This window comes from Cryobacterium cheniae, from assembly GCF_004403395.1.
GTDB classification, from domain to species: domain Bacteria; phylum Actinomycetota; class Actinomycetes; order Actinomycetales; family Microbacteriaceae; genus Cryobacterium; species Cryobacterium cheniae.
This window is the reverse complement of sequence record NZ_SOGN01000034.1, coordinates 61,472-83,296: the sequence shown is the minus strand read 5'-3', so window position 1 is coordinate 83,296 and position 21,825 is coordinate 61,472. Positions and strand designations below refer to the sequence as shown.

Below are 21,825 nucleotides of genomic sequence, written 5' to 3'. Positions count from 1 at the left end.
CGCAGGCTGCCGCCCAGGCCAAGCCGGCCGCTCCGGCGCCGGCAGCTCCCAGGCCCGCTGCTCCGGCTCCCGCCGCCCCGGCGCGGCCGGCCGCCCCGACCAATCCAAGCGGAGCCCAAGCCATTGCCCGGGACATGATGGCTGCCAAATACGGCTGGGGTGCCGACCAGCTCGGATGTCTGGTCAGCCTCTGGGACAAGGAATCCGGCTGGAACGTCAACGCCTACAACGCCTCGAGCGGTGCCACCGGCATCCCGCAGGCCCTGCCCGGCAGCAAGATGGCGACGGCCGGTGCCGATTGGGCGACCAACCCGGCTACCCAGATCTCCTGGGGTCTGAGCTACATTGCGGAGCGCTACGGCAGCCCCTGTGGAGCCTGGAGTAAGTCAGTGTCCTCGGGCTGGTACTGAGGTTGGGTCTCGCTCGCGCCGACCGCTCAGTGCGCCACTGACCGACGGGACTTCAACCATCCGTCGATGGCGTTCCATGCGGACACTCCGACCACTCCCGCTCCGAGCAGTATGGCCAGGATGCGGCCCACTTCCGGCGGTACATCTCCTCGGTCGAGGGTGTAATCCACGAATTCCGGGTTGAACAGCTGGCTGGTGATCAGCAGGTGCAGGATCACCGTCGAGAAGACGATGGCGAGCGCCGTGTTCAGCCATGCGAAGCCGGTGTTCCAGCCGTGGCGCGCGTAGACCGCGATCGCCAGGGCTGCTTCGAAAGCGATGAGGATGAGCATTCCGCCCAGCCACCACGGCCACAGTTCGGCGTTGAGTACCGGCATCGCAGTGGTCTGCGATCCGAGGCCGACGCCGATGTCCACGCCGTTCTCGGCGACGAGGACGAACCCGATGGATCGGTCCCAGAGCAGAGCGCCCGCGGCGAGGCCGAGGAACGCCAGCGAGGCGATGAGGTCGCCACGCCCGGCACCGGTCTCCTGCGGATCGGGAAGCGCATCGAGCGTCCATCGTTCTCCGGTGTCGGCCCCGGTGCGCTCCAGGATGATGAAGACCAGGGTCGTCCAGAAGCCGACGTGCACGATCGTTCCGATCGCGACGGAGACGAGGGTGCCGATGGTCTCCGCGATGGGCGCATCGGCGATGAGCTGCGCAATCAGCACGCCCACGACAGCTGTGACGGGCACGATGGCCCACAGCAGTTTCAGCAGCCTCCACCAGGTGAGGTAGTACCTGGGGCCGATGAGCTGCAGGGGGCGGTCGGCGTAGCTGGCGGCGAGCACATCCGGATCGCCGAGGGCCGTGAGCACGGCGCGCTCGGCGTCCTGCCGCACTTCGCCCTGATCAAGACGTGCTTCGATATCGTCGGCGATGGAGGCCGAGAGCTCGGCGCGCACATCCGCCTGTGCGTCCTGTGGAAGAGTGCGCACGGTCGCGGAGATATAACGGTCAGTCAGAGTGGCAGTCATTCAGTTCTCCCGTGGGTGAGGGACGCGATCGCTCCGGTCAGCGCGGCCCATTCGGTTGTGAGAGTGTCGGCCAGTCGGAGGCCGGAGGCCGAGGTGAGGTAGAACTTGCGAGGACGCGTTTCCTCGGTGTTCCATTCGCTCGTGAGATAGCCCTGCTTCTCCAGACGCCGAAGCAGAGGGTAGAGCGTGTTGGCGTCGGCGGCGAAGCCGTGCCGTGCCAGATCCTCGAGCAGCCCGTACCCGTAGCCGGCATGGCGGAGAAGGTGCAGGCACGCGAGCACGATCGTGCCGCGCCGCAATTCAAGGAGTTGCGGGTCGAAGTCGTCACGACCATTCATGCAGCTCACAATACTGTGCACCGCACACTATCGTCAAGAGTCAGGTGATTTTCGAGGATCCGGTTGCCTCGCTCGGATACGCAGGCATGAGATGAAGTAATTTCGATGAAATTAAAACATATCTTCTTTTACTCTAGAACATGTATTCTAAAAGTGCTAAACTTCTGACATGGACAGCCTGGCCGATCTCAGTGACATCGAGGCCTTCGATATTGAGAACCTCGATATCGAAGAGCTTGACGACGGCGGTGCGCTCGGCGTCGTGACGGCCGAAACGTCCGGTGATGCCGCTTCCGTCGACCGGAGGATGCGTATCCTGGCCGAGTTGGTTTCCGCGGCCGCTTCCGCCGACCGACTGCTCGCAGCGGTTTCGGCGGCGCGGGCGGAGGCTGTCGACCAGGTGCGGGCCTGGTGCCTCGCCAATGAACTCGCCGCCGAACGCGATCGGGCCCGACGGGCCATGCTGGCCCAGGCCGTCGAGCAGGGGCTCACGGCCGATCTCGACAGCACGGCAGAGAGCGCCGGCGACAGTGAGGCCGTGTCGGCGGGTGTGGCCGGTTCCCGCTGGGACGCCCTTGAAATCGCCTACCGCACCGCGATCTCCGAGCTTGCCTGTGCGCTGCACATCTCGCAGGCCTCGGCCTCCAACCTGCTGTCGCAGAGCGAGGCACTCGCCGGCGCGTACACCGCCAGTCGTACTGCCCTCGCGTCCGGCCAGATCAGCTACGCGCATGCGCGGGTCCTGATCGAGCAGGCCAACTCCCTTCCGGAGGCGGCCCGCGTCGCCTTCGAAGCCGAGATGCTGCCCGAGGCGAAGCGGCTCACCGTAGCCCAGTTCGACCGCACGGCCCGTCGCCTGCGTGAAAAGACCCACCCGGAGTCGATCGCCGCTCGCCGGGCGAAGAGCCAGGCCGACCGCACCCTCGTGTTCGAGCCGGCCGCCGACGGAATGGGCTGGTTGCACAGCTATCAGCAGCTGCCGGTCGCCCAGGCGATCTACCACCGCGTCAGCGACATGGCCGCCAGCCTGCAGGGCCCCGACGAGCCGCGCACCCTGGCCCAGCTCCGAGCGGATGTCCTCGCGGCCCTGATGGTCGACGGCGTCACTCCCGCGGGCCTCGGCCGGGGCATCCGCGCCACCGTGAACGTGACGGTGCCCGTTCTCACTCTCCTCGGCCGCAGTGACGAACCGGGCCACCTCGAGGGGTGCGGGCCGATCGACCCCGAGACGGCCCGCGAGCTGGCGGCCGGTGCGCCGAGCTTCACGCGCATCCTCGTTCATCCCGAGACCGGGGTGATGCTGTCGGTCGGCCGAAATCAGTACCGGGTGCCGAAGGATCTCCGGCGGCTGCTCGTGATTCGAGACGAAACCTGCCGATTCGCCGGCTGCAACCGGCCGGCGGCCCGGGCAGAGATGGACCACACCCACGAATGGCAGGCCGATGGGATCACCCGCTACGACAATCTGGCGAGTCTCTGTGCTCCCGATCATCGGTTGAAGACCCAAACCAACTGGACGGCGACCCAGCTCCCGGGAGGAGTTCTCGCCTGGACCGCTCCCAGCGGTCTCCACTATCGCTCTGATCCGTCCGTTCCCTTCGAGCCTCCGGGCATCGTCGCCGATCCGCCACCCTTCTAAGGCTCCTCCGGGGTCGCCAAGACGTGACCGGGTTACACGGAGGTTTTCATCTCGGCGCCCTGGCGCTCCAACACCCGGACGAAGACGCGGTAGAGCACCAGCCCGAGGGCCGCGACCCCCGTGAGGATGAACAAAATCGACCCGTAGGAGGACGCCTGGCCGGAGCCGGTGATACCGCTGAGCAGGTTGGGCTGCAGCTTCATCAGCGCTGCGGTGTAGGCGATGCCGACCGGTACCGCGATGTTGATGGTGAGGTTGTAGAAGCCTATGGCGATACCGGTGTTCCCGACCGGCACCCGCATGACGGCCGTCGACACGAGCGGGCCGTACATCAACGCAAAACCCATCCCGAACAACATCATCGAGATCACGAACACCCCGATCCACCTGCCCACCAGCAGGGCCGGAAGCAGCATCGAGACGACAATCACGATCAACGCGATGGTGATGGCCTGCTTGGACGTGAGGAACTTGGCGATCTTGCCGGTGGCCGAGCCGACGATCACGGCTGCGATGTAGCCGGGGATCAGCAGCAGGGACACCTCGCCGAGGTTGTAGCCGTAAACGTCGGAGATCAGGAACGAGAACAGGAAGGTGTAGCCCAGCTGGACCGAGTAGGTGATGAACACCACGATGATCATCAGTGAGTACTGGGCATTGGCGAAGAACGCGCTGGTGATCACGGCGTTGTCGTGCGTTCGGATGTGCCAGATGAAGAAAATCAGCCCCGCAGCGACCGGCAGCACGAACCACAAGTTGAAGTTCTGCATGAACAGGATGACTCCGGTGGAGAACACCGCGATCAGAAAGAGGCCGAACACGTCCACATGGCCACCGCTCGTCGCCTCCTTGGAGACGGTACGCAACACGACCGGTATGGCCAGAAGGGACAGCAACGCGACCAGGAAGAAGGCGGCCCAGCCGATGTAGGTGGCGATGAAGCCGCTGCCGACGGTGCCGATCAGCAGGGACAACTGGAAGGCCGCGGTACTGAAGCCCAGATATTTCTTCTGCTCGTCGCCCTTGAAGTGCTTGGTGACGTAGATCACGTAGAGGGTTTCGGCGGCCGCCAGGCCGGCGCTCTGAATCAGCCGGCCGACCAGGATCAGCCAGAAGTTGCCCTGGAAGATGAAGCCGACGAGCGACCCGATCGTCATCACGATGATCGCGAAGACGATGAGTTTCCGGATGCTGATCGAGTCGGCCAGCGCAGCGTAGACCACGGCTCCGATGCCGATCAGGATGCCGGCCAAAGTAGCTTGCAGGCTGACAGTGTTGACCGGGAGGTCGAGACTCTCCGCCAACGCCGGCGACATGAACTTGAAGCCGTTGTCCAGCACCAGTGAGAACACGAAGAGGAACAGCAGGATGGGGACGGCACGGCTCGGTTTGAAGACCTGGGCCGGGACCGTGGTGCGGGTTGCGTTGCTCATCAGGCCAGTTCCAGCGCGATCTCGATCATTGAGGTGAAGGCGGTCTGCCGTTCCTCGGGGGTGGTTTTGGCGTCGGTGACGATCTGGTCGCTGACGGTGAAGATGGCCAGGGCATCGACGCCCGCGGCCGCGGCGTTGGCGAACAGCCCGGCGGACTCCATCTCGACGGCCAGGATACCCATCTTCATCCACCTGCCGAGGGCGTCAGGATCGGCGCCGTAGAAGACGTCGGATGAGAGTACGTTGCCGACGTGGGTGCGTTGCCCACGCTCGTCGGCAATCCGCTTGGCCTGCTCCAGCAGCCGGTACGACGACAGTGGCGCCCACTGACCTGGAAGATTGAACTGGTCCAGGTAGTTGGAGTCGGTCGACGCGCCCTGGGCGATGACCACGTCGTAGAGGTCCATGTTCTTCTGCATAGCGCCGCAGGTACCCACTCGGATCAGGTTTTTCACCCCGAAGTGGTGGATCAGCTCGTAGCTGTAGAGCGAGATGGAGGGAATGCCCATACCCGTGCCCATGACGGACACGGGGCGCCCCCGGTACGTGCCAGTGAAGCCCAGCATGTTGCGGACCTCGTTGAAGCAGCGGATGTCGTCGAAGTAGGTCTCGGCGATGAACTTCGCTCGCAGCGGGTCGCCAGGAAGGAGGATTGTCTCGGCAATGTCCACCCCCTTCGGATCAATGTGCGGCGTGCTGGTGGTGGTCATGGAAACTCCCTTGTCTGGACTGCAGGTATGAAGTTACACCTCTTAAGTCACATATATAAACTGATAGGGTAGAGGCGACAAGGAGGTCTCGTGACGACCCGTTTGGATGTCCACACGTTCCTGCGACAGCGACTCCACCTCGCCGTCGGCCAGCCGATTCGAGTCGCCGTGTACACGCGGCTCGCTGATGGGATCCGCTCCGGCGTGTTCCAGCTCGGCGAGATGCTGCCGAGGGAAACGGAACTCTCTGCACTGCTCGGTGTCAGCCGTACCCCCGTACGGGAGGCGCTGATGCTTCTCGAAGAAGACGGGTTACTGGTCACTCGCCGCGGAGTCGGGCGATTCGTCACGGACTCCATCCCGCATGGCGGACTGGAGCAGATGCGGCCATTCGAGCTCGTCCTGGCCGACCCGAACCTGACGATGACCGTGCAGCCGGTGCGGTTCGAGTTGGAAGGCTTCACGGACTTCGTGTCCAGCCGGCTCGCGCTCGACCCGGCTGCCAATGCGTGGATCCGGGAGAGTGTCTTGCTGCACGATGGCCTTCCCATTGCCATTGTTCAAGAACATCTCCCTGCCGGGCGCTACCTCAGCGATGTGAGCGCGCGAATCGCATCCGAACTCTTGGAGATCGCCGCCGAACCGCGGACACTCCTCGCATCCCTGCAGGCCAACGGCCACGTCTTCACGAATGGCGTGTGTCAGATCGTCGCAACCAACGCCGGACCGACGCGAGCGAAACTGCTGAACATCAAGCCGTCGGCGGCCGTCCTCATCCTGACCCAGACGGCGGACCACGGCGGAGTCCCGCTCTACGCCGCGAAGTGTGTCGTCGTGCCCGGTCACGGGTCGCTGTCGATAATGCAACACAACCCGAACTAGTGGTGCGCCGCTCGAATGCACCTGCTGCCCGCGGCCTGAGGCATGGGCCCGACGCCGGGGCGTAGCCTCGAGCCATGAAACGTGCGCTCGCGGTTGCCCTGGTGTCGGCCCAGTTCCTGCTGCTCCTGGCGCTGGGCCTCCTGCCCCACGGCACGCTGTGGCCGGTGAACCTCGCCGTCGTGGTGGCCGCCATCGTGCTCGCCGGCGGGGGCTCCGTCTTCGCCGTGCTCGGAGTGCGCGGTCTCGGGCCGGCCCTCACCGCAAGCCCGATTCCGCGCGAGCACGCGCCTCTGGTCACCAACGGTGTCTACGGTCTCGTGCGCAGTCCCATCTACACGGGTCTGATGACCGGCGGCGTCGGCCTCGTGCTGCTCGGCGCCTCGGTCTGGCACCTCGTCGCCTGGCTCGCCCTCCTGCTGCTGCTGGCCGGCAAGGCCCGCTGGGAAGAGCGGATGCTCGTGGCCGAGCACCCCGACTACGCCGCCTACGGTGCCCGCGTGGGGCGTTTCCTGCCGGGGGTGGGCCGGCTGAACCCGTGACCGCCTCCGACTAGACGAAGACCAGAACCAGTCGCACGACGACAGCCAGGATCGTCGCCCCCGACAGGGCCAGCGACGCGAGCACGAGGCCGCGCCCTCGGGCGCCGACCGGGACCACGCTGAACGCCCTCAGCGAGAGGGAGAGTCCGATCAGGGCGACGAACAGGGCGGGAAACGGCAGCGGCACCGCGAGGATGACGCTGACGGCCGACACCCAGAATCCCGGCACCCGGCCGGGCGTCTTCGACCAGTCCAGGTGGGGCGCCCCGAGATTGAGCAGGTTGTTGCCCTCCATGTTCGCGCGCGGGTCGGTCACGTGGTGCTCCTTCAACTTGTCCTGACAGTCTCACACGCCGCTGCGCGCCGGCCCGCGTGTCCGCCCGCGCGCGGAGACCGTTACCCTTGAGGGGGCCCGGAAAGGAACTTCTACAATGAGCGAACTTGCGGGCGAACTGGCGCGGGTGCGCGAAGCCTTCGACAAACCCACCCTGCGCCTGCTGGACCGCAAGTGGGCTCCGTTCGTGCTCTTCGTGTTCAAGTCCTCCTTCAGCCGCGACCGGCGCAGCGTGCAGGCCGATCTGCTGCACACCCAGGTCGACGCCTACCTCGCCGACCTGCGCTCTGTCGGCAGCGACGTGCCGGGCAAGACCGGCCGGGCCCTCTGCGTGCAGTGGATGAACGACCAGTGGCTCTACCGCGAAACAGGGGAGGGCGACGAGGAGCACTACTCACTCACCTCGCATGCGCTCGAGGCGTTACTCCTGGTCGAGAGCCTCTCCCGCGATCGGGCGCTGATCAGCGAATCCCGTCTCACCACGATCGTCGAAACGGTGCGTCATCGTGCCACGCAGGCCAACCCTGACCGGGAGGAGCGCATCCGTCGTCTCGACCAGGAGATCGCCGAGAAGTCCGCCGAACGCGACCGCCTTGCGGCCGGCGGTGAGATCGCGCTTGTCTCGAACGAGATGATGCACGAGGGCTACGCCGACCTGATCGACCTGATCGGCCAGCTGCCCAGCGACTTCAAACGCGTCGAGGAGTCCGTCGCCGCCATGCACCGGCAGATCGTCAACGATTTCCGCGGCGAGGAGCGCCCGATCAGCGAGGTGCTCGACGAATACCTCGTCAAAACGGATGCCCTAATGACCGCGACCCCGGAAGGTCGCGCCTTCGAGGGTGCCTTCACCCTGCTGCGCAACGACGACCTGCTGCAGGAGCTGGGGGACGACCTCGAGACGATCCTGCTGCATCCGTTCGCCCTCGAACTCAGCTCCATCGACCGCCGCAGCTTCATAGGCACCGTGCGCCTGATCCGGAGGGGCATCGACGACGTGCTCACCCAGCGCAACGGGCTCACGACCACCCTGCGCGAGCACATCGTCAACCACGACGTGGTCAAGGACCGTGAGCTCGAACGCCTGCTGCGCGAGATCAACAAGGAACTCGCCGTCTGGATGCAGACCGCCGGGCCCCGCTCCACGGTCACCGCCGAACTCATGCCGGGAACTCTCGACGCCCCGCACCTCCGTGAACGCTTCTACGACCCGGGCGCCCACCGGGCGCCGCCCGAACTGCAGGATGTCTCCGACGACGCCCCGGTGCCGCCGAGCCTCGATGAGATGCGCAAGCAGGGCGGCCCGCTGTTGGGGGAGCTGCGCGACGCGATCGTGACGGCCTTCAGTCACGGTGAGGCCGCATCCGTCGGCGACGCGTTCAACGACCTCGACGCCACCCTGCGCCGCCCGGTCGAGATCCTGGGGATGCTGCAGATCGCCACCCAGATCGACGCGGTCAGCCGGGCGCAGACGCTCGAGCGATTCGAAACCGTGCGTCCGGACGGCTCCACCCGCAGCTTCGAGGTGCCCCGAATCATCCTCAACGACGACGAAACCGCGGCGCTGTCCGCCCTGAACTACGGATCTGACCATGACTGATGAGTTCACGAACGACGAATCGCCCAGCTTCTCCCTGTTCGAGGGCGACGAGGGCGGACTCACCGTGGAGCAGCGTCGCACCCTGGTGCTGCTGCTGAAACACCGGTACATCTCCGCCGCGCTGCAGCCGGCCGAGTGGCAGACACTGCTGCGCTCCCAAAGCCTGCTCAAGTCGCGCCTGAATGACGTGTTCCTCGACCTGCACATCGACCTGCACTATGAGGTGGCGTTCAAACGGCAGGCGGTAGCCGAGGGCGGAGACCGGTTCCCCACCCTGTTGCACGATGTGTCCTATACGCGGGAGGAGACCATTCTGCTCGTGCTGCTGCGGCAGCGGTTCCGCAGCGAGCGTGCGAACGGCCAGGACATCGTCATCGTGGATCGCGACAACCTGGTCGAGAACGTCGGGCATTTCCGGCCCGAACACGCCACCGACCGCTGGGGCGACGCCCGCAAGGCCACGGCCGCGGTCGACAGTCTCGCGAAGGCGCGGGTGCTGTTAAAAACGAGCGACCCCGACCGGTTCCGTATCTCCGCCGTGATCGAGGTGCTGCTGCCGGTCGAACGGCTCAGCGAACTCCTGGAATGGCTCGTCGCCCAGAACGCCGATCCCGATCCGGAACCCACCGATCTTGACGATCTGCCTCTCCTGTCCGAGGCTCTGCCGGAGGCCCTGTAATGACCGATTCCCCGCTCTTCTACGTCGACGGCCTCACCGAGGGCACCACCCAGTGGCGCGCCGAGTCGTTCCAGATGGTGAACTGGGGCGGCTTCCAGGGCCACCACGAGGTTGCCTTCGCGCCCACGGCCACCCTGGTGTCCGGGGCATCCGGAACCGGCAAGAGCAGCCTGCTCGACGCCTACCTCGCCCTGATGATGCCGTCGGACACCCCCTTCAACGGCGCCTCCAACGACGCCGGTTCCGGACGGGCGCGCAGTGCCGACCAGCGCAACCTGATGACCTACCTCAAGGGCAAGACCGACGCCAACCGGGAGGCCGGAACGGGGGAGCTGCAGGACCAGGTGCTCCGCGGCGCCCACGAGTCCACCTGGGGTGCCGTGTCGATGACTTTCATCGACGACAACCAGCGTCGCTTCACCGTGCTGCGGGCCTACTTCGTGCCCCGCGGCGGCACCCGATTCGCCGACATCACCATGAAGATGGCCACGATCGACGGCTACCTCGACCTGCGCGACCTGGCCGAGGTGACCGAGTCCCGGTTCGACAAGCGCGCCCTCAAGTCCCGTTTCCCCGAACTGGATGTCTTCGACACCTACGCGGCGTTCGCCCAGACCCTCTACACCCGCCTCGGCATCGGCGCCAACGGCGAGGGCGGCAAGGCGCTCCGGCTGCTCGCGCGCATCCAGGCGGGCCAGCAGGTCAAGACGGTCGACGGTCTCTACAAGTCGATGGTGCTCGAGGAACCGGCCACCTACGCGGCCGCCGACAAGGCCGTCGCCCACTTCGAAGACCTGGAACGGTCCTACGGCGCCATGGTCGCCGAGGCGCAGAAGGCCAAGGTTCTGGAACGCCTGCCCGACCTGCACCGGGTCTACGAGGCGGCGACCGACAAGGCCGACCTGATCGACACCTTCGGCGTGCACCGCTCCGGCGACACGCCCTTCGTGCTCTGGCAGCTGCGCACGGAGCAGAGCCTGCTCGAGGGCGCCGCCGACACCAACCGGGTGGCGCGCCGGGACACCTTGCTGCAGTCCACGACGGCCCGGGATGCCGAGACCGAGCTGAAAGCGCGGGTCGCCGACCTGCAGCGCCAGCAGCGCGACAACGGCGGAGACGTGCTCGTCAGCCTGCAGAACGAGCTCGGCCAGCTCACCGACAAACGCGACGACGTGGCCGCGGAGCGCTCGAAATTCGACGAGCGCGCCCGGCCACTGGGCCTCTCCATCGCCTCCGCCGATGACTTCGGCCGGGCCCGCGCCTCCGCCGACGACTTCCTGGCCGGCTTCCCCGCGGCCGAGGCCGACCTCGAGAATAAGCGCACCGCGCTGCAGCGCACGGCCTACCCGGTCGAGGAGGACCTCCGCACCCTGAAACAGGAGCACCAGTTCTTGTCCGGGCGGGCGAGCTTGGTTCCGCAGCACCTGCACAGCGCGCGCCTGATGATCGCCGAGGCGTCGGGCATCCCCGCCGAGGAGCTGCCCTTTCTGGCCGAACTGATCGATCTGGCCCCCGGGGAGGACGCCTGGCGGCAGGCGGCCGAGGTCACCCTGGCCTCCGTCGTGCGCGTCATGCTCGTCGACGAGACCCGGTTGCGCTCGCTGAGCCTGGCCATCGACCCGCTCCGCATCCCCGTGCGCATCCATTTCGAGGGGGTCCCGCTGCGGGACCACCAGCAGATCGACGGCGACCCGCGCTTCGTGTCCGGAAAGCTCGTCTTCAAGGACTCGCCCTTCAGTGGCTGGGTGCAGGACCGGGTACAGGCCGCGAGCCTCGATGCGGAGTGCGTCGCCACGGCGGCCGAGCTCGTCGGGGACGGACCTCGGGTCACCCCGAGCGGGCAGACCCGCAACGGCTCCCGTGGCGCGCACGGCTGGAACAGCGACCAGAAGTCGATCATCGGCTTCTCCAGCCGCACCCGCCTGCACGACATTGACGAGGAACTGGCCCGGCTGCGGCTGGAGGCCGACACCCTGGCGCGTGAGGCCTCCGGGCACGGGGCGAATCTTGCCGACCTCCGGGCCCGCCGGGCCGCGCACCAGTTCATTGTCGACGTGGCCTGGCCGGCCATCGATGTGCAGGCCGCGGATGCCCGTATCACCGATAAGCAGGCCGAGCGCGAGCGTGTGCTCGCCGACAGCGACGTGCTGCGCGCGCTGAAGGACGAGGAAGAGCGGCTGGCCGCCGAACTGGAGGTCGCCCAGAAGCAGAAGCACGCCACCGAGGGAACCATGCACGCCCTCCGGACCGAGCAGGGGCGCATCGTGGACCGGCAGGATGCGGTGAGCGGCCGCCTCGATCGCATCGACGCCGACCCGGCAGCCGCCCTGTCCCTGTCGGAGGAACACGCCACCCACCTCGACGCCCAGTTCGCGGCCGTCGCCGACCAGCACGATCTCGAGGCGTTCGACGGTGCCGTCAGGCGACTGCGCGAGCGCCTCACCGAGCAGTCCAGCCAGGACCGCGACAGCGCCGCGGGCGCCCGCAACACCCTGGTCGGCATCTTCGAGACCTTCCAGAGCCGCTGGCCCGACCCGAACATCGGCGTCTCGCTGGATTCTTACACGAGCTACCGGGACATCCTCGACGCCGTCTACACGCTCGGCCTGCACGAGCGTCGCCAGGAATGGAAGCGCCGCCTGGCGCTCTGGAGCGGCCAGGACCTGGTTCCCCTGGTCGGCGCCTTCACCTCCTCCATCGAGGAGATCGAAGACCGCCTCCGTCCCATCAACGAGATCCTCACCACGCTGCCGTTCGGAGCCGGACGGGATCGGCTCCAGATCACGTTGCGTCGCCTCCACCGCGACGACGCCACCGCATTCCGCAAGGAACTCAAGCTGCTCTCCTCCGGTTCCACGGATGCCTTCACCGACGAGCAGACCGAAAGCCGGTTCACCCGGTTGCAGGCGTTCATGAGCCTGATCCGCAAGTCCGCCGACGGGCCCCGCCAGGAATCCCAGCGTGACCTGCTGCTCGATGTGCGCCGGCACGTGGAAATCACGGCCGTGCGCACCACCCCGGAGGGCCTGGAGGTCAGCACCTACTCGTCGCTCGGTGGCAAGAGCGGTGGCGAGTCCCAGGAATTGGTGGCGTTCGTCGTGGGAGCCGCCCTGCGGTTCCAGCTCGGCGACGAAAGCCGCACCCGTCCGCGGTTCGCGCCGGTCTTCCTCGACGAGGGCTTCGTGAAATCGGACTCCGAGTTCGCCGGCCGGGCCGTGGCCGCCTGGAAGGGGCTGGGCTTCCAGCTGATCATCGGTTCCCCGCTCGACAAGGTGACCGCGCTCGAGCCGCATATGGAACTGGTGCTCTCGATGACCAAGAACAACAGCACCGGGTTTTCCTACATCACGCCGCTCTCGTCCCCGGTGCGCTTTCCCTGAGCCGGGCGAGGCCGTGAGCGAGCAGCTACACCAGACACGGAGTAGCCACCCGGAATCAGGGCTCTCGCGTCAGCGGGAGCCCTGATTCCGCAGGCCGCGCAGTAAGATTTTGTAGCGTGGCCGCAATCAAGGTGATCGTCGACGAGGGGCTCAAAATCGCGCTTTCCGCCCTTCGCATGGCGGTGAAGAACGACATCATTGTGGGCGCTCTCGGTGATCACGCCGACTACGACCCGGAACGCTACGCGGCGGCCGCCCGGCACGAGCTGCACCTGCTCACCCGGCAGAACGAGCAGTACGCGCGCCGGGTCAAGGACCTGCGCAGAGAGCTGACCAGGTCGCGGTGGACCACCGATCTCACGGAGGACCAGCACCACGACATCATTCAGCTCAAACTGCGCCGCCGCGTGCACGAGAAGCTCGCCGAGGCCCTCGAGGCCGTGGCTGCCGATGACGACAAGGTCGCGCGTCTCGTGCGGCGGGCTCAGCGCGCCGCCAGCGACGAGATCAGTGACGCGGTGTCTTCACGCCTGATCAAGCTGAATATCGACAGTCACGATCCCGACTACGAGACTCGGCGCGCGGCGCGCACCGAGGTGTTCCTGCACATCGACCTCGCCCTGCTGAAACTCAGGCACGACGAGGCGACGGGCCTGTCCGCCAGCGACTACTGATTTGAACGTTTGCTCCGGCTCAGCCGCGGGAGAACAGGCGCGCGAAGAAGCCGGGGGTGGGGGCGTCATTCTCGTGTCCACGGCACCGATCGGCACTCCGTACGCCTCGCATCACCTGGTCGACGTGCTGTCCGCACCCGGCCCAGGTTGTCTTTCCGCACTTCTTACACGTTACTTGACGGCACATCTGTTGATCCCTTTCGTTGAACTCGTCTGCTCAATATACCCCATGGGGTATCGTTTTCTTTTTCCGGCCTGCCCGCCAGGCTCGCCAGGCCCCGGTCGACCACAGCGCCCATGCCACGAGCACCGGCTGGAAGAGCAGGCGGATGCCACGGGACAGGTCCGAATTCAGGCCGAACGAATCCGTGGCCGTGACGAACTGGGAGATGTTGCCGGGGAAGATCGCCAGGAAGAACAGGGCCACGACCCAGCCCACCTGCACCTGACGCCTGGCCAGCAGCAGAAGCGAGACTCCCAGAGCGATCTCGACCAGGCCCGACGCGATCACGACGAAATCGCCCTCGAGCGGCAGCCGGGTGGGCACCTGCGCGAGGAATGCCTCCCGATTCCAGGCGAGGTGGCTGATTCCGGCGAGGAGCAGGAAGGCGCCGAGAGCCAATCGGCCGATCAAACGGGGGATCGAAGTGGGGACCCGGCGGGTCCCGGTGGAAGCGTCTGCGGTCATCAACCGACTGCAGCCGCGATCTCGGCGTCGGTTCGAGCGTTGAAGACGCCCCACATGATGTGCGTCGGACCGCTGCCGTCGCTACCGGGCGCGGCCGCCCGGCTGATCCATCGCTCTGCGGCCGCGGCGGCGCCGAGCGACTGCAGGGACGGGGCGATGCGGGTCTTGCGAATCTTGCCGGCCATCACGGCGCCATCCGGCGCGAGCCTCCAGCCGCGGCTGGCGGCGAGCACCTGCCCCACCTCCTCGTCCGTGAGCCACCGCGAAAAGCTGCGGCTGGGCGGATCAATCGCGGTGAGCTTCATGCCAGCGCCACGAGCTCGGCCTCCAGGCGTTCGACATCGGCCCGGTGGCAGAGTTCCGTGGCCGGCGTCATCGCGGTGGCGCTGCCGGCGGCGACGGCGGCACGGAAAGCCCGGTCGACCGGGTGCCCCTGCGCGATCCGCAGCACGAAAGCGCCGAGGAAGCTGTCACCGGCCCCAACGGTGCTCTGCACCTTGACCTGCGGTACCCCCAGGCGGATGATCCCGCTCGTCGAGGCGAGCACGGCTCCCGCGCCCCCGAGCGTCAGAGCGACGACCTCCGCCGACCCGCGGGCGACGAGTTCGGCGGCCGCGTCGATCTTGTTCTGCTCGGTGTCGAGGGTTGCCCCGACGAGCTCGCCCAGCTCGCGTCCACTCGGTTTGACCAGATAGACACCCTCCTCGAGCGCTGCCGCGAGCGCCGGTCCGGACGTGTCCACGATGCAGCGGGCATCGCGCCCGTGCGCCAGTCGGGTGACCCGGGCATAGAAATCGTCCGGGACTCCCGGCGGAAGGCTGCCGCTGGCGACCACATAGCCGCCCACCGGAATCGACTCTCCGACGATATTGAGGCAGTTCTGCCACTCGGGTTCGCTGAGTTCGGGACCCTCCAGCACGAAGCGGAACTGCTTGCCCGTGCCGTTCTCGTCGACGGTGAAGCTCTCGCGGGTGCTTCCCTGGATCGGCACCGCCAGCGTCGGCAGGCGCTCGGCTTCGATCAACCGGCGGAAGGCCTCCCCGGTCGGGCCGCCCGCGGTGTACACGGCCAGGGCCTGCCCGCCGAGCCGTTGCACCACCCGGGCCACGTTCACTCCGCCGCCGCCCGGGTCGAGGCGCGACCTGCCGCAGCGCATCTTGTGCTCGCTGACGACATGCTCGGTCGACGTGCTCACGTCGAGAGCGGGGTTGACGGTGAGGGTGAGAATCGGCCGCAGCGCAGCGGCTCTGGGGGAGTCCATACAACCAGCGTAGAAGACTTCCCCGCACGCCTCGTGCTGATGCGGGCTCGGGCCGATAATCGAAGCATTCGCCCCATGACACAAGGAGGCTCCACCATGACGACCCAACTCAACCCTTACCTGGGATTCCGGGATTCGACCCGGGAAGCGATGGAGTTCTACCGGTCGGTGTTCGGCGGCGAGCTGACGATGAGCACCTTCGCCGAGTTCGAGGCCAGCGACGATCCGTCCGAGCAGGACAAGATCATGCACGCCATGCTGACCACCGGCGAAGGCCTGGTGCTGATGGGCTCCGACACGCCGAACCGGATGGAGTACCGGCCGGGGACCAACTATTCCGTGTCGCTCAGCGGCGACGACGAACCGGTGCTGCGCGGCTACTGGGACGGGCTCGCGGCCGAGGGAACCGTCGTCATGCCGCTCGAACCGTCACCATGGGGTGACAGCTTCGGCATGTGCGTCGATAGATTCGGTGTGAGCTGGATGGTCAACATCGCCGGCGCAGCCGGGTAGATCTCCAGCCGATGGCGATCAAGCTACCCCGTCCCGCGATGAACGACGTCGCCTATATGCGGGAGACCGTGTTCTTCGACGGCGAGCGTTTTCGCGAGCGGGTCAGCCGGTTCTGGATTCTCCTGGTGCTCGCGTCGGTCATCGCCGCCGCCGGCGTCGCCTCCGATTCCACGGCCACCGTGATCGGAGCGATGATCGTCGCGCCGCTGATGATCCCGATCCAGGGCACGATGCTGGCCACCGTGCTCGGCGACCCGAAGAATCTCAGCCGGTCGATCGGCCTGATGCTGGCCGGGGCGGCCGCGGCCGTCGGCATCGCCCTGCTGATCGGACTGCTCCTGCCCGTGGACGTCGTGGCCCAGAACAACTCCCAGGTCGCCGCGCGGGTTCATCCCCGGCTGATCGACCTGCTGGCGGCCCTCGGCACCGGGGTGGTCGGCTCGATCGCACTGGTTCGCCGGGATATCGCCGACGCCCTGCCCGGGGTGGCGATCGCGATCTCCCTGGTGCCGCCCCTGTCGGTGGTGGGATTCACCCTCGAGGCCGGGGCGTTCCTGCAATCGCTCGGCGCGCTGCTGCTGTTCCTGACGAATGTCGCCGCGATCCTCGGCACCGGCATCGTGGTGATGGCCCTCTACGGCGTCAACCGACTGGGCGAGACCTTGCCTACACCCCAAGCCCGCCGTGCGCACCGGCGCAACGGATTCCTCGCCGCCGCCGCCATGGCCGTGATCATCCTCGTGCCTCTGACGTGGTCGAGCGTGAACGTGACCCGGTCGAGCACGTTCGAGGCATCCGTTCAGGCCGTATCGGAGCGGTGGGCGACGGATGCCGGCTGGAGGCTGACCGGGATCAGGACCGGCGCCGACAACACCGTCGTCGTCAGCGTGGAGGGTGCCCTCCCACTACCCGACACGACCCTGCTGGAGAAGAAGCTCCGGGCCGCCGCGCTCGACCCCGGTCCGGTGAGGATCGTGCTGACCCCGACCTACACCGTCGACTACTGAACCCGGACCCGCCACTACGATGAGGCTGTGAAGCCCTTCCTGCTGCTGGCCACCCGTTCCGAGGACGAAGCCGCCGACGACGAGTACGCCGGTTTCCTCGCGGCCGGAGATCTGACCCCCGACCGGCTCCACCGGGTGCGGCTCGAGGCCGCGCCGATGCCACCGATCGACCTGGACGCGTACTCGGGCATCATCGTGGGCGGCAGCCCCTTCAACGCGAGCGATCCCGTCGCCGTCAAGTCGCCCGTGCAGCGCCGCGTCGAGACCGAGCTGGCCGCCCTCCTCGATCGGGTGCTGGCCCGGGACTTCCCCTTCCTCGGTGCCTGCTACGGCGTCGGACTGCTCACCAGCCATCTCCGCGGCAGGCTCGACGGCACGTGGTCCGAGGAGGCCGGACCGACCTGGATCTCCCTCACCGACGAGGGCGCATCCGACCAGCTGTTCGCCGCGCTCGCGCCGACCTTCGAGGCCTTCGTCGGGCACAAGGAGGCGTGTTCGCAGCTGCCTCCCGGCGCCGTGCTGCTCGCAACCGGGCAGAACTGTCCCGTGCAGGCGTTCCGGGTGGGGCGAAACGTCTACGCCACGCAATTCCATCCGGAACTCACCAACGCCGGCATCCTGACCCGCATTCGCATCTACCGCGAGTACGGTTACTTCGATCCCAACGCCATGGCGGACGTCATCGCGGCGATCGACGCATCCGTCGTCACCGAGCCGGCCAACCTGATGAAAGCCTTCGTCCTGCGCTTCGGCAGGTAGGGCGGGGCCGGAGCTGTCCCGGACCTAGAGTGGTCCCATGGAACTTGAACCAACCGACCTGCCGTCGTCGGCGCTGCTGGAACTGGCACGATCACTCGGGGTGGACACCTCCTTCACCGGCTGGGACGGCGCCTCACGGGCGGTCGACGTCGGAACCCTGCGTGAGGTCCTGGGGGCGCTCGGCGTTCCCGCCGGCACGCCCGCCGAGGTCGAGGCGTCGCTGACCGAACAGGGCCTCGCGCCCTGGCGCCGGCTGCTGCCCCCCGTCGTGGTCCTCCGCGAGGGCGGCGAGGCCGCGGTTCCCGTGCACGCCGGTGCGGGTTCGACGGTTCTGGCGTGGATCATCGCCGAGGACGGCACCCGCCACGAGGTGTCCCAGCAGGGCGCCTGGGAGCAACCACGCACCGTCGACGGCCGGCCGACCAGCCGGGCGACGTTCCTGATTCCGGCCGGACTGCCTCTGGGCTGGCACACCCTGCACGCCCAGTGCGGGGACCGGGCGGCTCACTGCGCCCTCGTCGTGACCCCGCGCGTGCTCGAGACCACCCGCAAGCTGGCCGGGCACCGGGACTGGGGCCTGATGGCCCAGCTGTACTCCGTGCGCTCCTCCCGAAGCTGGGGGATCGGCGACTTCGCCGACCTGGCCGACCTGGCCACCATTTCCGGGGCCCAGTACGGCGCCGGGTTCGTCCTGGTCAATCCGCTGCATGCGTCAGAGCCGGCCCCGCCGGTCGAGCCGTCCCCCTACCTGCCGTCGAGCCGGCGCTTCTTCCACCCGCTGTACATCCGGGTGGAGGACGTGCCCGAATACGCCTACCTCGAACCGGCGGCGCGCGCCGTCGTCGAGTCCCTCGCGGGCCGGCAGCATCCCGCCAACCTCGAGCCGGACCACCTCGACCGTGACTCCGCGTATGCCGCCAAACTGACCGCGCTCGAAGCCGTGCACCGGGTGCGGCGAAGCCCCGCCCGCGCCCACCGGTTCGAGGAATTCTGCGCCGAGCAGGGTCAGGGTCTGGCCGACTTCGCGCTCTGGTGCGCGCTGTCCGAGCTGTTCCCGGCGGATGCCCCGGAATGGTCGATCGAGCCCCGCGGCCCCCGCGGTCCCTTCGCCGCCGAGCACCGGGAGCAGCTGGCGGAACGAATCGAGTTCCACAGCTGGCTGCAGTGGCTGTGCGACCAGCAGCTGGAGACCGCGCAGCGCGCGGCGACGGATGCCGGGATGGCCATCGGCATCGTGCACGACCTTGCGGTCGGGGTGCAGTTCACCGGTTCCGACGCCTGGACCCTGCAGGGCGTTCTCGCCCCGGGCATGACGGTGGGCGCGCCGCCGGACATGTTCAACCAGCAGGGCCAGAACTGGTCGCAACCGCCGTGGCACCCCGGCCGCCTCGCCGAGTCGGGTTATACCGCCTACCGGGACATGCTCCGCAGCATCCTGCACCACGCCGGCGGCATCCGGGTCGACCACATCCTGGGGCTGTTCCGGCTCTGGTGGATCCCGGTCGGGGCCGGACCGGGCGAGGGCACCTACGTGCACTACGACCACGAGGCGCTGATCGGCATCCTGGCCCTCGAGGCGCAGCGCGCCGGCGCGGTCGTGATCGGCGAAGACCTCGGCGTCTTCGAGCCCTGGGTGCGGGACTACCTCGCCGAACGCGGAATCTTCGGCACCTCGATCCTGTGGTTCGAGCGGGAGAACGACGTGCCGCTGGCTCCGGACCGGTACCGCCAGGCCTGCCTGACCAGTGTGAACACCCACGATCTGCCGCCGACCGCGGGCTATCTCGCCGGCGACCATGTGGACCTGCGCGAGTCCCTCGGCCTGCTCGGGCGCCCGGTGGACGAGGAGCGCGCCGCCGACCTCGCCGAGCAGTCCGCCATGCTGGTCGCGCTCCGCGAACGAGGCCTGCTGCCGCCGGTCGGCACCGAGCCCGCGCCGACCGTGCAGGAGACGGTCGAGGCCCTGTACACCTACACGGCGCTGACGCCCTCCTCGCTCCTCGGCGTGGCCCTGGTGGATGCGGTCGGCGAGCGTCGCACGCAGAACCAGCCCGGGACCACGAACGAGTACCCGAACTGGCGCATCCCGCTGGCCGGGCCCGACGGGACGGCCGTCCTGATCGACGACCTGCCCGCCAACGCCCGCTTCGCCGCCCTCGTCGAGGCGATCCGTGTCCGCGCCCCCCGGCCGTAGCAGAACGGTGTCGTATTCCATTTGAAGCATTTGAACCGAGGAAAATGGAACGGATGACCCTGACCCCGAGCATGACCACCTTCCGCGGTGCGCGCGACCACCTGCTGCGCCTGCGAGACGAACATGCGCGCGCCGCGGCCGAGTTCGAGTGGCCGGATGTGGGTGCGAACTTCAACTGGGCCGTCGACTGGTTCGACGTCGTGGCCGCGGGAAACGACAAGACCGCGCTGTGGATCGTCGAGGAGGACGGCCACGAATTGAAGGTGACCTTCAGCGAGATGTCGGCGCGCTCCGACCAGGTGGCCACCTGGCTCCGCGCGCGGGGCGTCGGGCACGGCGACCACGTCATGCTGATGCTGGGCAACCAGGTCGAGCTCTGGGAACTGATGCTCGCCATCATGAAGGTGGGCGCCGTCATCCTGCCCACGTCCACGGTGCTCGCAACCGGTGACCTCGCCGACCGGGTCCTGCGCGGCGGCGTGGCACACGTGATCGCCAACGCCGGCGACACCGCCAAATTCGACCAGGTGCCCGGCGACTTCTCCCGCATCTGCGTCGGTGCGGCCCGCGAGGGCTGGGCCGACTACGCGGAGGCCGCGCTCGTCGCCGCCGAGAAGCCCGCCGTGGTCGTGTCCTCCGACGACGCGTCACTGATCTATTTCACCTCGGGCACCACCAGCAAGCCGAAGATGGTGGTGCACACCCAGACGTCCTACCCCGTGGGCCACCTGACCACGATGTACTGGATCGGGCTGCGTCCGGACGACGTGCACCTGGCGATCAGCTCGCCCGGCTGGGGCAAGCACGCCTGGAGCAGCTTCTTCGCCCCGTGGATCGCCGAGGCCACCGTCTTCGTCTACAACTACGCCCGGTTCGACCCCCTTGCCCTCGCCGACCAGCTGCACCGCGCGAAGGTGACCACCTTCTGCGCCCCGCCGACCGTGTGGCGCATGCTGATCCAATCCGACGTCGGTGCCAAACCGGTGGGTCTGCGTGAGATCCTCTCGGCCGGCGAGCCGCTCAACCCGGAGGTCATCCACCAGATCCAGCGTTCCTGGGGACTCACGATCCGGGACGGCTACGGGCAGACCGAGACCACCGCGATCGTGGGCAATACCCCGGGTTCGGTTCTGAACGCCGGTTCGATGGGGCTGCCCCTCCCGGGCGTCGCGATCACCCTGATCGACCCCATCACCGGGGAGGAGAGCGACGAGGGCGAGATCTGCCTCGACCTGTCCCGCACCGCAGTCAACCTGATGGCGGGCTACCACGGCGACCCTGAACGCACCCGGGAGGCCGTGCGCGACGGCTACTTCCACACGGGCGACGTCGCCGGCCGCGACGCCGACGGCTACATCACCTTCATCGGCCGCACCGACGACATCTTCAAGTCCTCCGACTACAAGGTCTCCCCGTTCGAGGTCGAAAGCGTGCTGCTGGAGCACCCGGCCGTCGCCGAGGCGGCCGTCGTGCCCGCGCCCGACGCCACCCGACTGAACATCGCCAAGGCCTACATCGCCCTGGCGGCGGGCTGGGAATCAAACGGCGACACGGCTCTCTCGGTGCTGCGCCACGCCCGCACCGGCCTGCCCCCGTACATGCGGGTTCGGCGGGTCGAGTTCTTCGAGCTGCCCAAGACCAGTTCCGGCAAGATCCGCCGGGTCGAACTGCGCCTGCGGGAGGATGCCGCCTTCGCCCAGAAGGAGACCCTGCCCGATGAGTGGCGCGACGACCAGTTCCCCGAACTCAAGCGCTGACCGGCCGTC

General features: G+C 67.6%; 21 protein-coding genes. 13 read left to right on the top strand and 8 right to left on the bottom strand.

Features of this window, described 5'->3' with window-relative positions; translation table 11 throughout:
- On the top strand, positions 1-410 hold a 410-nt coding region (locus tag E3T23_RS06335; protein ID WP_134369533.1), incomplete at its 5' end, for an aggregation-promoting factor C-terminal-like domain-containing protein.
- Positions 411-436: 26 nt separating this feature from the next.
- Here the strand turns inward: E3T23_RS06335 and E3T23_RS06330 are convergent.
- A complete protein-coding gene (locus tag E3T23_RS06330; protein ID WP_134369532.1) occupies positions 437-1,429 on the bottom strand; it encodes a permease prefix domain 1-containing protein in 993 nt (330 codons plus the stop codon).
- Positions 1,426-1,767, bottom strand: coding sequence for a PadR family transcriptional regulator (locus E3T23_RS06325; RefSeq protein ID WP_134369531.1), 342 nt, complete (start codon positions 1,765-1,767; stop codon positions 1,426-1,428). The genes E3T23_RS06330 and E3T23_RS06325 overlap by 4 nt, the downstream gene beginning before the upstream one ends.
- Positions 1,768-1,936: 169 nt before the next feature.
- On the opposite strand from E3T23_RS06325, the gene E3T23_RS06320 reads away from it, so the two are divergent.
- Positions 1,937-3,406: an HNH endonuclease gene (locus E3T23_RS06320; protein WP_134369530.1), complete on the top strand. Its 1,470-nt coding sequence runs from the start codon at positions 1,937-1,939 to the stop codon at positions 3,404-3,406.
- Between the two features lie 32 nt (positions 3,407-3,438).
- Here E3T23_RS06320 and E3T23_RS06315 read toward each other — a convergent pair whose 3' ends face one another.
- Together E3T23_RS06315 and deoD are read right to left on the bottom strand one after the other, a co-directional pair.
- Positions 3,439-4,839 (bottom strand): MFS transporter, encoded by a 1,401-nt coding sequence (locus E3T23_RS06315; RefSeq protein WP_134369529.1) that lies wholly within the window; start codon positions 4,837-4,839, stop codon positions 3,439-3,441.
- Positions 4,839-5,549, bottom strand: coding sequence for a purine-nucleoside phosphorylase (gene deoD, locus E3T23_RS06310; RefSeq protein ID WP_134369528.1), 711 nt, complete (start codon positions 5,547-5,549; stop codon positions 4,839-4,841). Before deoD ends, E3T23_RS06315 begins: the two co-directional genes overlap by 1 nt.
- Before the next feature lie 90 nt (positions 5,550-5,639).
- On the opposite strand from deoD, the gene E3T23_RS06305 reads away from it, so the two are divergent.
- Both E3T23_RS06305 and E3T23_RS06300 read left to right on the top strand, forming a co-directional pair.
- Positions 5,640-6,431: a GntR family transcriptional regulator gene (locus E3T23_RS06305; RefSeq protein ID WP_134369527.1), complete on the top strand. Its 792-nt coding sequence runs from the start codon at positions 5,640-5,642 to the stop codon at positions 6,429-6,431.
- A 74-nt stretch (positions 6,432-6,505) separates the two neighbouring features.
- Entirely contained in the window at positions 6,506-6,970 is a 465-nt protein-coding gene (locus tag E3T23_RS06300) for a methyltransferase family protein (RefSeq protein ID WP_134369526.1), read from the top strand.
- A gap of 10 nt (positions 6,971-6,980) precedes the next feature.
- Here E3T23_RS06300 and E3T23_RS06295 read toward each other — a convergent pair whose 3' ends face one another.
- Positions 6,981-7,286, bottom strand: a complete 306-nt coding sequence (locus tag E3T23_RS06295; protein ID WP_134369525.1) for a hypothetical protein — start codon at positions 7,284-7,286, stop codon at positions 6,981-6,983.
- 115 nt (positions 7,287-7,401) lie between these two features.
- Between E3T23_RS06295 and E3T23_RS06290 the strand changes: the two genes are divergently transcribed.
- The 4 genes from E3T23_RS06290 (at position 7,402) to E3T23_RS06275 (ending at position 13,637) form a co-directional block, all read left to right on the top strand.
- Positions 7,402-8,904 (top strand): DUF3375 domain-containing protein, encoded by a 1,503-nt coding sequence (locus E3T23_RS06290; protein ID WP_134369524.1) that lies wholly within the window; start codon positions 7,402-7,404, stop codon positions 8,902-8,904.
- Positions 8,897-9,583, top strand: a complete 687-nt coding sequence (locus E3T23_RS06285) for a DUF4194 domain-containing protein (RefSeq protein WP_134369523.1) — start codon at positions 8,897-8,899, stop codon at positions 9,581-9,583. The genes E3T23_RS06290 and E3T23_RS06285 overlap by 8 nt, the downstream gene beginning before the upstream one ends.
- Positions 9,583-12,963, top strand: coding sequence for an ATP-binding protein (locus E3T23_RS06280; RefSeq protein ID WP_134369522.1), 3,381 nt, complete (start codon positions 9,583-9,585; stop codon positions 12,961-12,963). The genes E3T23_RS06285 and E3T23_RS06280 overlap by 1 nt, the downstream gene beginning before the upstream one ends.
- A gap of 116 nt (positions 12,964-13,079) precedes the next feature.
- Positions 13,080-13,637 (top strand): hypothetical protein, encoded by a 558-nt coding sequence (locus E3T23_RS06275; RefSeq protein ID WP_134369521.1) that lies wholly within the window; start codon positions 13,080-13,082, stop codon positions 13,635-13,637.
- Positions 13,638-13,854: 217 nt separating this feature from the next.
- Here the strand turns inward: E3T23_RS06275 and E3T23_RS06270 are convergent, their stop codons facing one another.
- The 3 genes from E3T23_RS06270 to E3T23_RS06260 are packed head-to-tail and all read right to left on the bottom strand — an operon-like array spanning position 13,855 to position 15,586.
- A complete protein-coding gene (locus tag E3T23_RS06270; RefSeq protein WP_134369520.1) occupies positions 13,855-14,325 on the bottom strand; it encodes a DoxX family protein in 471 nt (156 codons plus the stop codon).
- A complete protein-coding gene (locus E3T23_RS06265; protein WP_134369519.1) occupies positions 14,325-14,630 on the bottom strand; it encodes a hypothetical protein in 306 nt (101 codons plus the stop codon). The genes E3T23_RS06270 and E3T23_RS06265 overlap by 1 nt, the downstream gene beginning before the upstream one ends.
- Entirely contained in the window at positions 14,627-15,586 is a 960-nt protein-coding gene (locus E3T23_RS06260; RefSeq protein WP_174843844.1) for a 1-phosphofructokinase family hexose kinase, read from the bottom strand. Before E3T23_RS06260 ends, E3T23_RS06265 begins: the two co-directional genes overlap by 4 nt.
- A 96-nt stretch (positions 15,587-15,682) precedes the next feature.
- Here E3T23_RS06260 and E3T23_RS06255 point away from each other — a divergent pair, with 96 nt between their 5' ends.
- From E3T23_RS06255 to E3T23_RS06235, 5 genes are read left to right on the top strand one after another with little or no spacing between them, the layout of a single operon-like run.
- The gene (locus E3T23_RS06255) at positions 15,683-16,099 is read left to right on the top strand and encodes a VOC family protein (RefSeq protein ID WP_134369518.1); all 417 of its coding nucleotides are present in this window, start codon (positions 15,683-15,685) and stop codon (positions 16,097-16,099) included.
- 11 nt (positions 16,100-16,110) lie between these two features.
- Positions 16,111-17,106 (top strand): DUF389 domain-containing protein, encoded by a 996-nt coding sequence (locus E3T23_RS06250; protein ID WP_198416187.1) that lies wholly within the window; start codon positions 16,111-16,113, stop codon positions 17,104-17,106.
- 27 nt (positions 17,107-17,133) lie between these two features.
- Complete coding sequence (locus tag E3T23_RS06245; protein ID WP_134369517.1) at positions 17,134-17,865, top strand: glutamine amidotransferase; 732 nt, start codon at positions 17,134-17,136, stop codon at positions 17,863-17,865.
- 37 nt (positions 17,866-17,902) lie between these two features.
- Entirely contained in the window at positions 17,903-20,059 is a 2,157-nt protein-coding gene (gene malQ, locus E3T23_RS06240; protein WP_134369516.1) for a 4-alpha-glucanotransferase, read from the top strand.
- Positions 20,060-20,112: 53 nt separating this feature from the next.
- Positions 20,113-21,816, top strand: a complete 1,704-nt coding sequence (locus tag E3T23_RS06235; RefSeq protein ID WP_198416186.1) for an AMP-binding protein — start codon at positions 20,113-20,115, stop codon at positions 21,814-21,816.
- Positions 21,817-21,825 lie beyond the last annotated feature (9 nt).

What these genes read in the sequence shown, in the direction of transcription:
- E3T23_RS06325 (WP_134369531.1), bottom strand. Translation starts at nt 1,767, where the DNA reads ATGAATGGTCGTGACGACTTCGACCCGCAACTCCTTGAATTGCGGCGC.
- E3T23_RS06270 (WP_134369520.1), bottom strand. Translation starts at nt 14,325, where the DNA reads ATGACCGCAGACGCTTCCACCGGGACCCGCCGGGTCCCCACTTCGATC.
- E3T23_RS06280 (WP_134369522.1), top strand. Translation starts at nt 9,583, where the DNA reads ATGACCGATTCCCCGCTCTTCTACGTCGACGGCCTCACCGAGGGCACC.
- deoD (WP_134369528.1), bottom strand. Translation starts at nt 5,549, where the DNA reads ATGACCACCACCAGCACGCCGCACATTGATCCGAAGGGGGTGGACATT.
- E3T23_RS06265 (WP_134369519.1), bottom strand. Translation starts at nt 14,630, where the DNA reads ATGAAGCTCACCGCGATTGATCCGCCCAGCCGCAGCTTTTCGCGGTGG.
- E3T23_RS06235 (WP_198416186.1), top strand. Translation starts at nt 20,113, where the DNA reads ATGACCCTGACCCCGAGCATGACCACCTTCCGCGGTGCGCGCGACCAC.
- E3T23_RS06260 (WP_174843844.1), bottom strand. Translation starts at nt 15,586, where the DNA reads ATGGACTCCCCCAGAGCCGCTGCGCTGCGGCCGATTCTCACCCTCACC.
- E3T23_RS06250 (WP_198416187.1), top strand. Translation starts at nt 16,111, where the DNA reads ATGGCGATCAAGCTACCCCGTCCCGCGATGAACGACGTCGCCTATATG.
- E3T23_RS06290 (WP_134369524.1), top strand. Translation starts at nt 7,402, where the DNA reads ATGAGCGAACTTGCGGGCGAACTGGCGCGGGTGCGCGAAGCCTTCGAC.
- E3T23_RS06285 (WP_134369523.1), top strand. Translation starts at nt 8,897, where the DNA reads ATGACTGATGAGTTCACGAACGACGAATCGCCCAGCTTCTCCCTGTTC.
- E3T23_RS06315 (WP_134369529.1), bottom strand. Translation starts at nt 4,839, where the DNA reads ATGAGCAACGCAACCCGCACCACGGTCCCGGCCCAGGTCTTCAAACCG.
- E3T23_RS06255 (WP_134369518.1), top strand. Translation starts at nt 15,683, where the DNA reads ATGACGACCCAACTCAACCCTTACCTGGGATTCCGGGATTCGACCCGG.
- malQ (WP_134369516.1), top strand. Translation starts at nt 17,903, where the DNA reads ATGGAACTTGAACCAACCGACCTGCCGTCGTCGGCGCTGCTGGAACTG.
- E3T23_RS06300 (WP_134369526.1), top strand. Translation starts at nt 6,506, where the DNA reads ATGAAACGTGCGCTCGCGGTTGCCCTGGTGTCGGCCCAGTTCCTGCTG.
- E3T23_RS06330 (WP_134369532.1), bottom strand. Translation starts at nt 1,429, where the DNA reads ATGACTGCCACTCTGACTGACCGTTATATCTCCGCGACCGTGCGCACT.
- E3T23_RS06320 (WP_134369530.1), top strand. Translation starts at nt 1,937, where the DNA reads ATGGACAGCCTGGCCGATCTCAGTGACATCGAGGCCTTCGATATTGAG.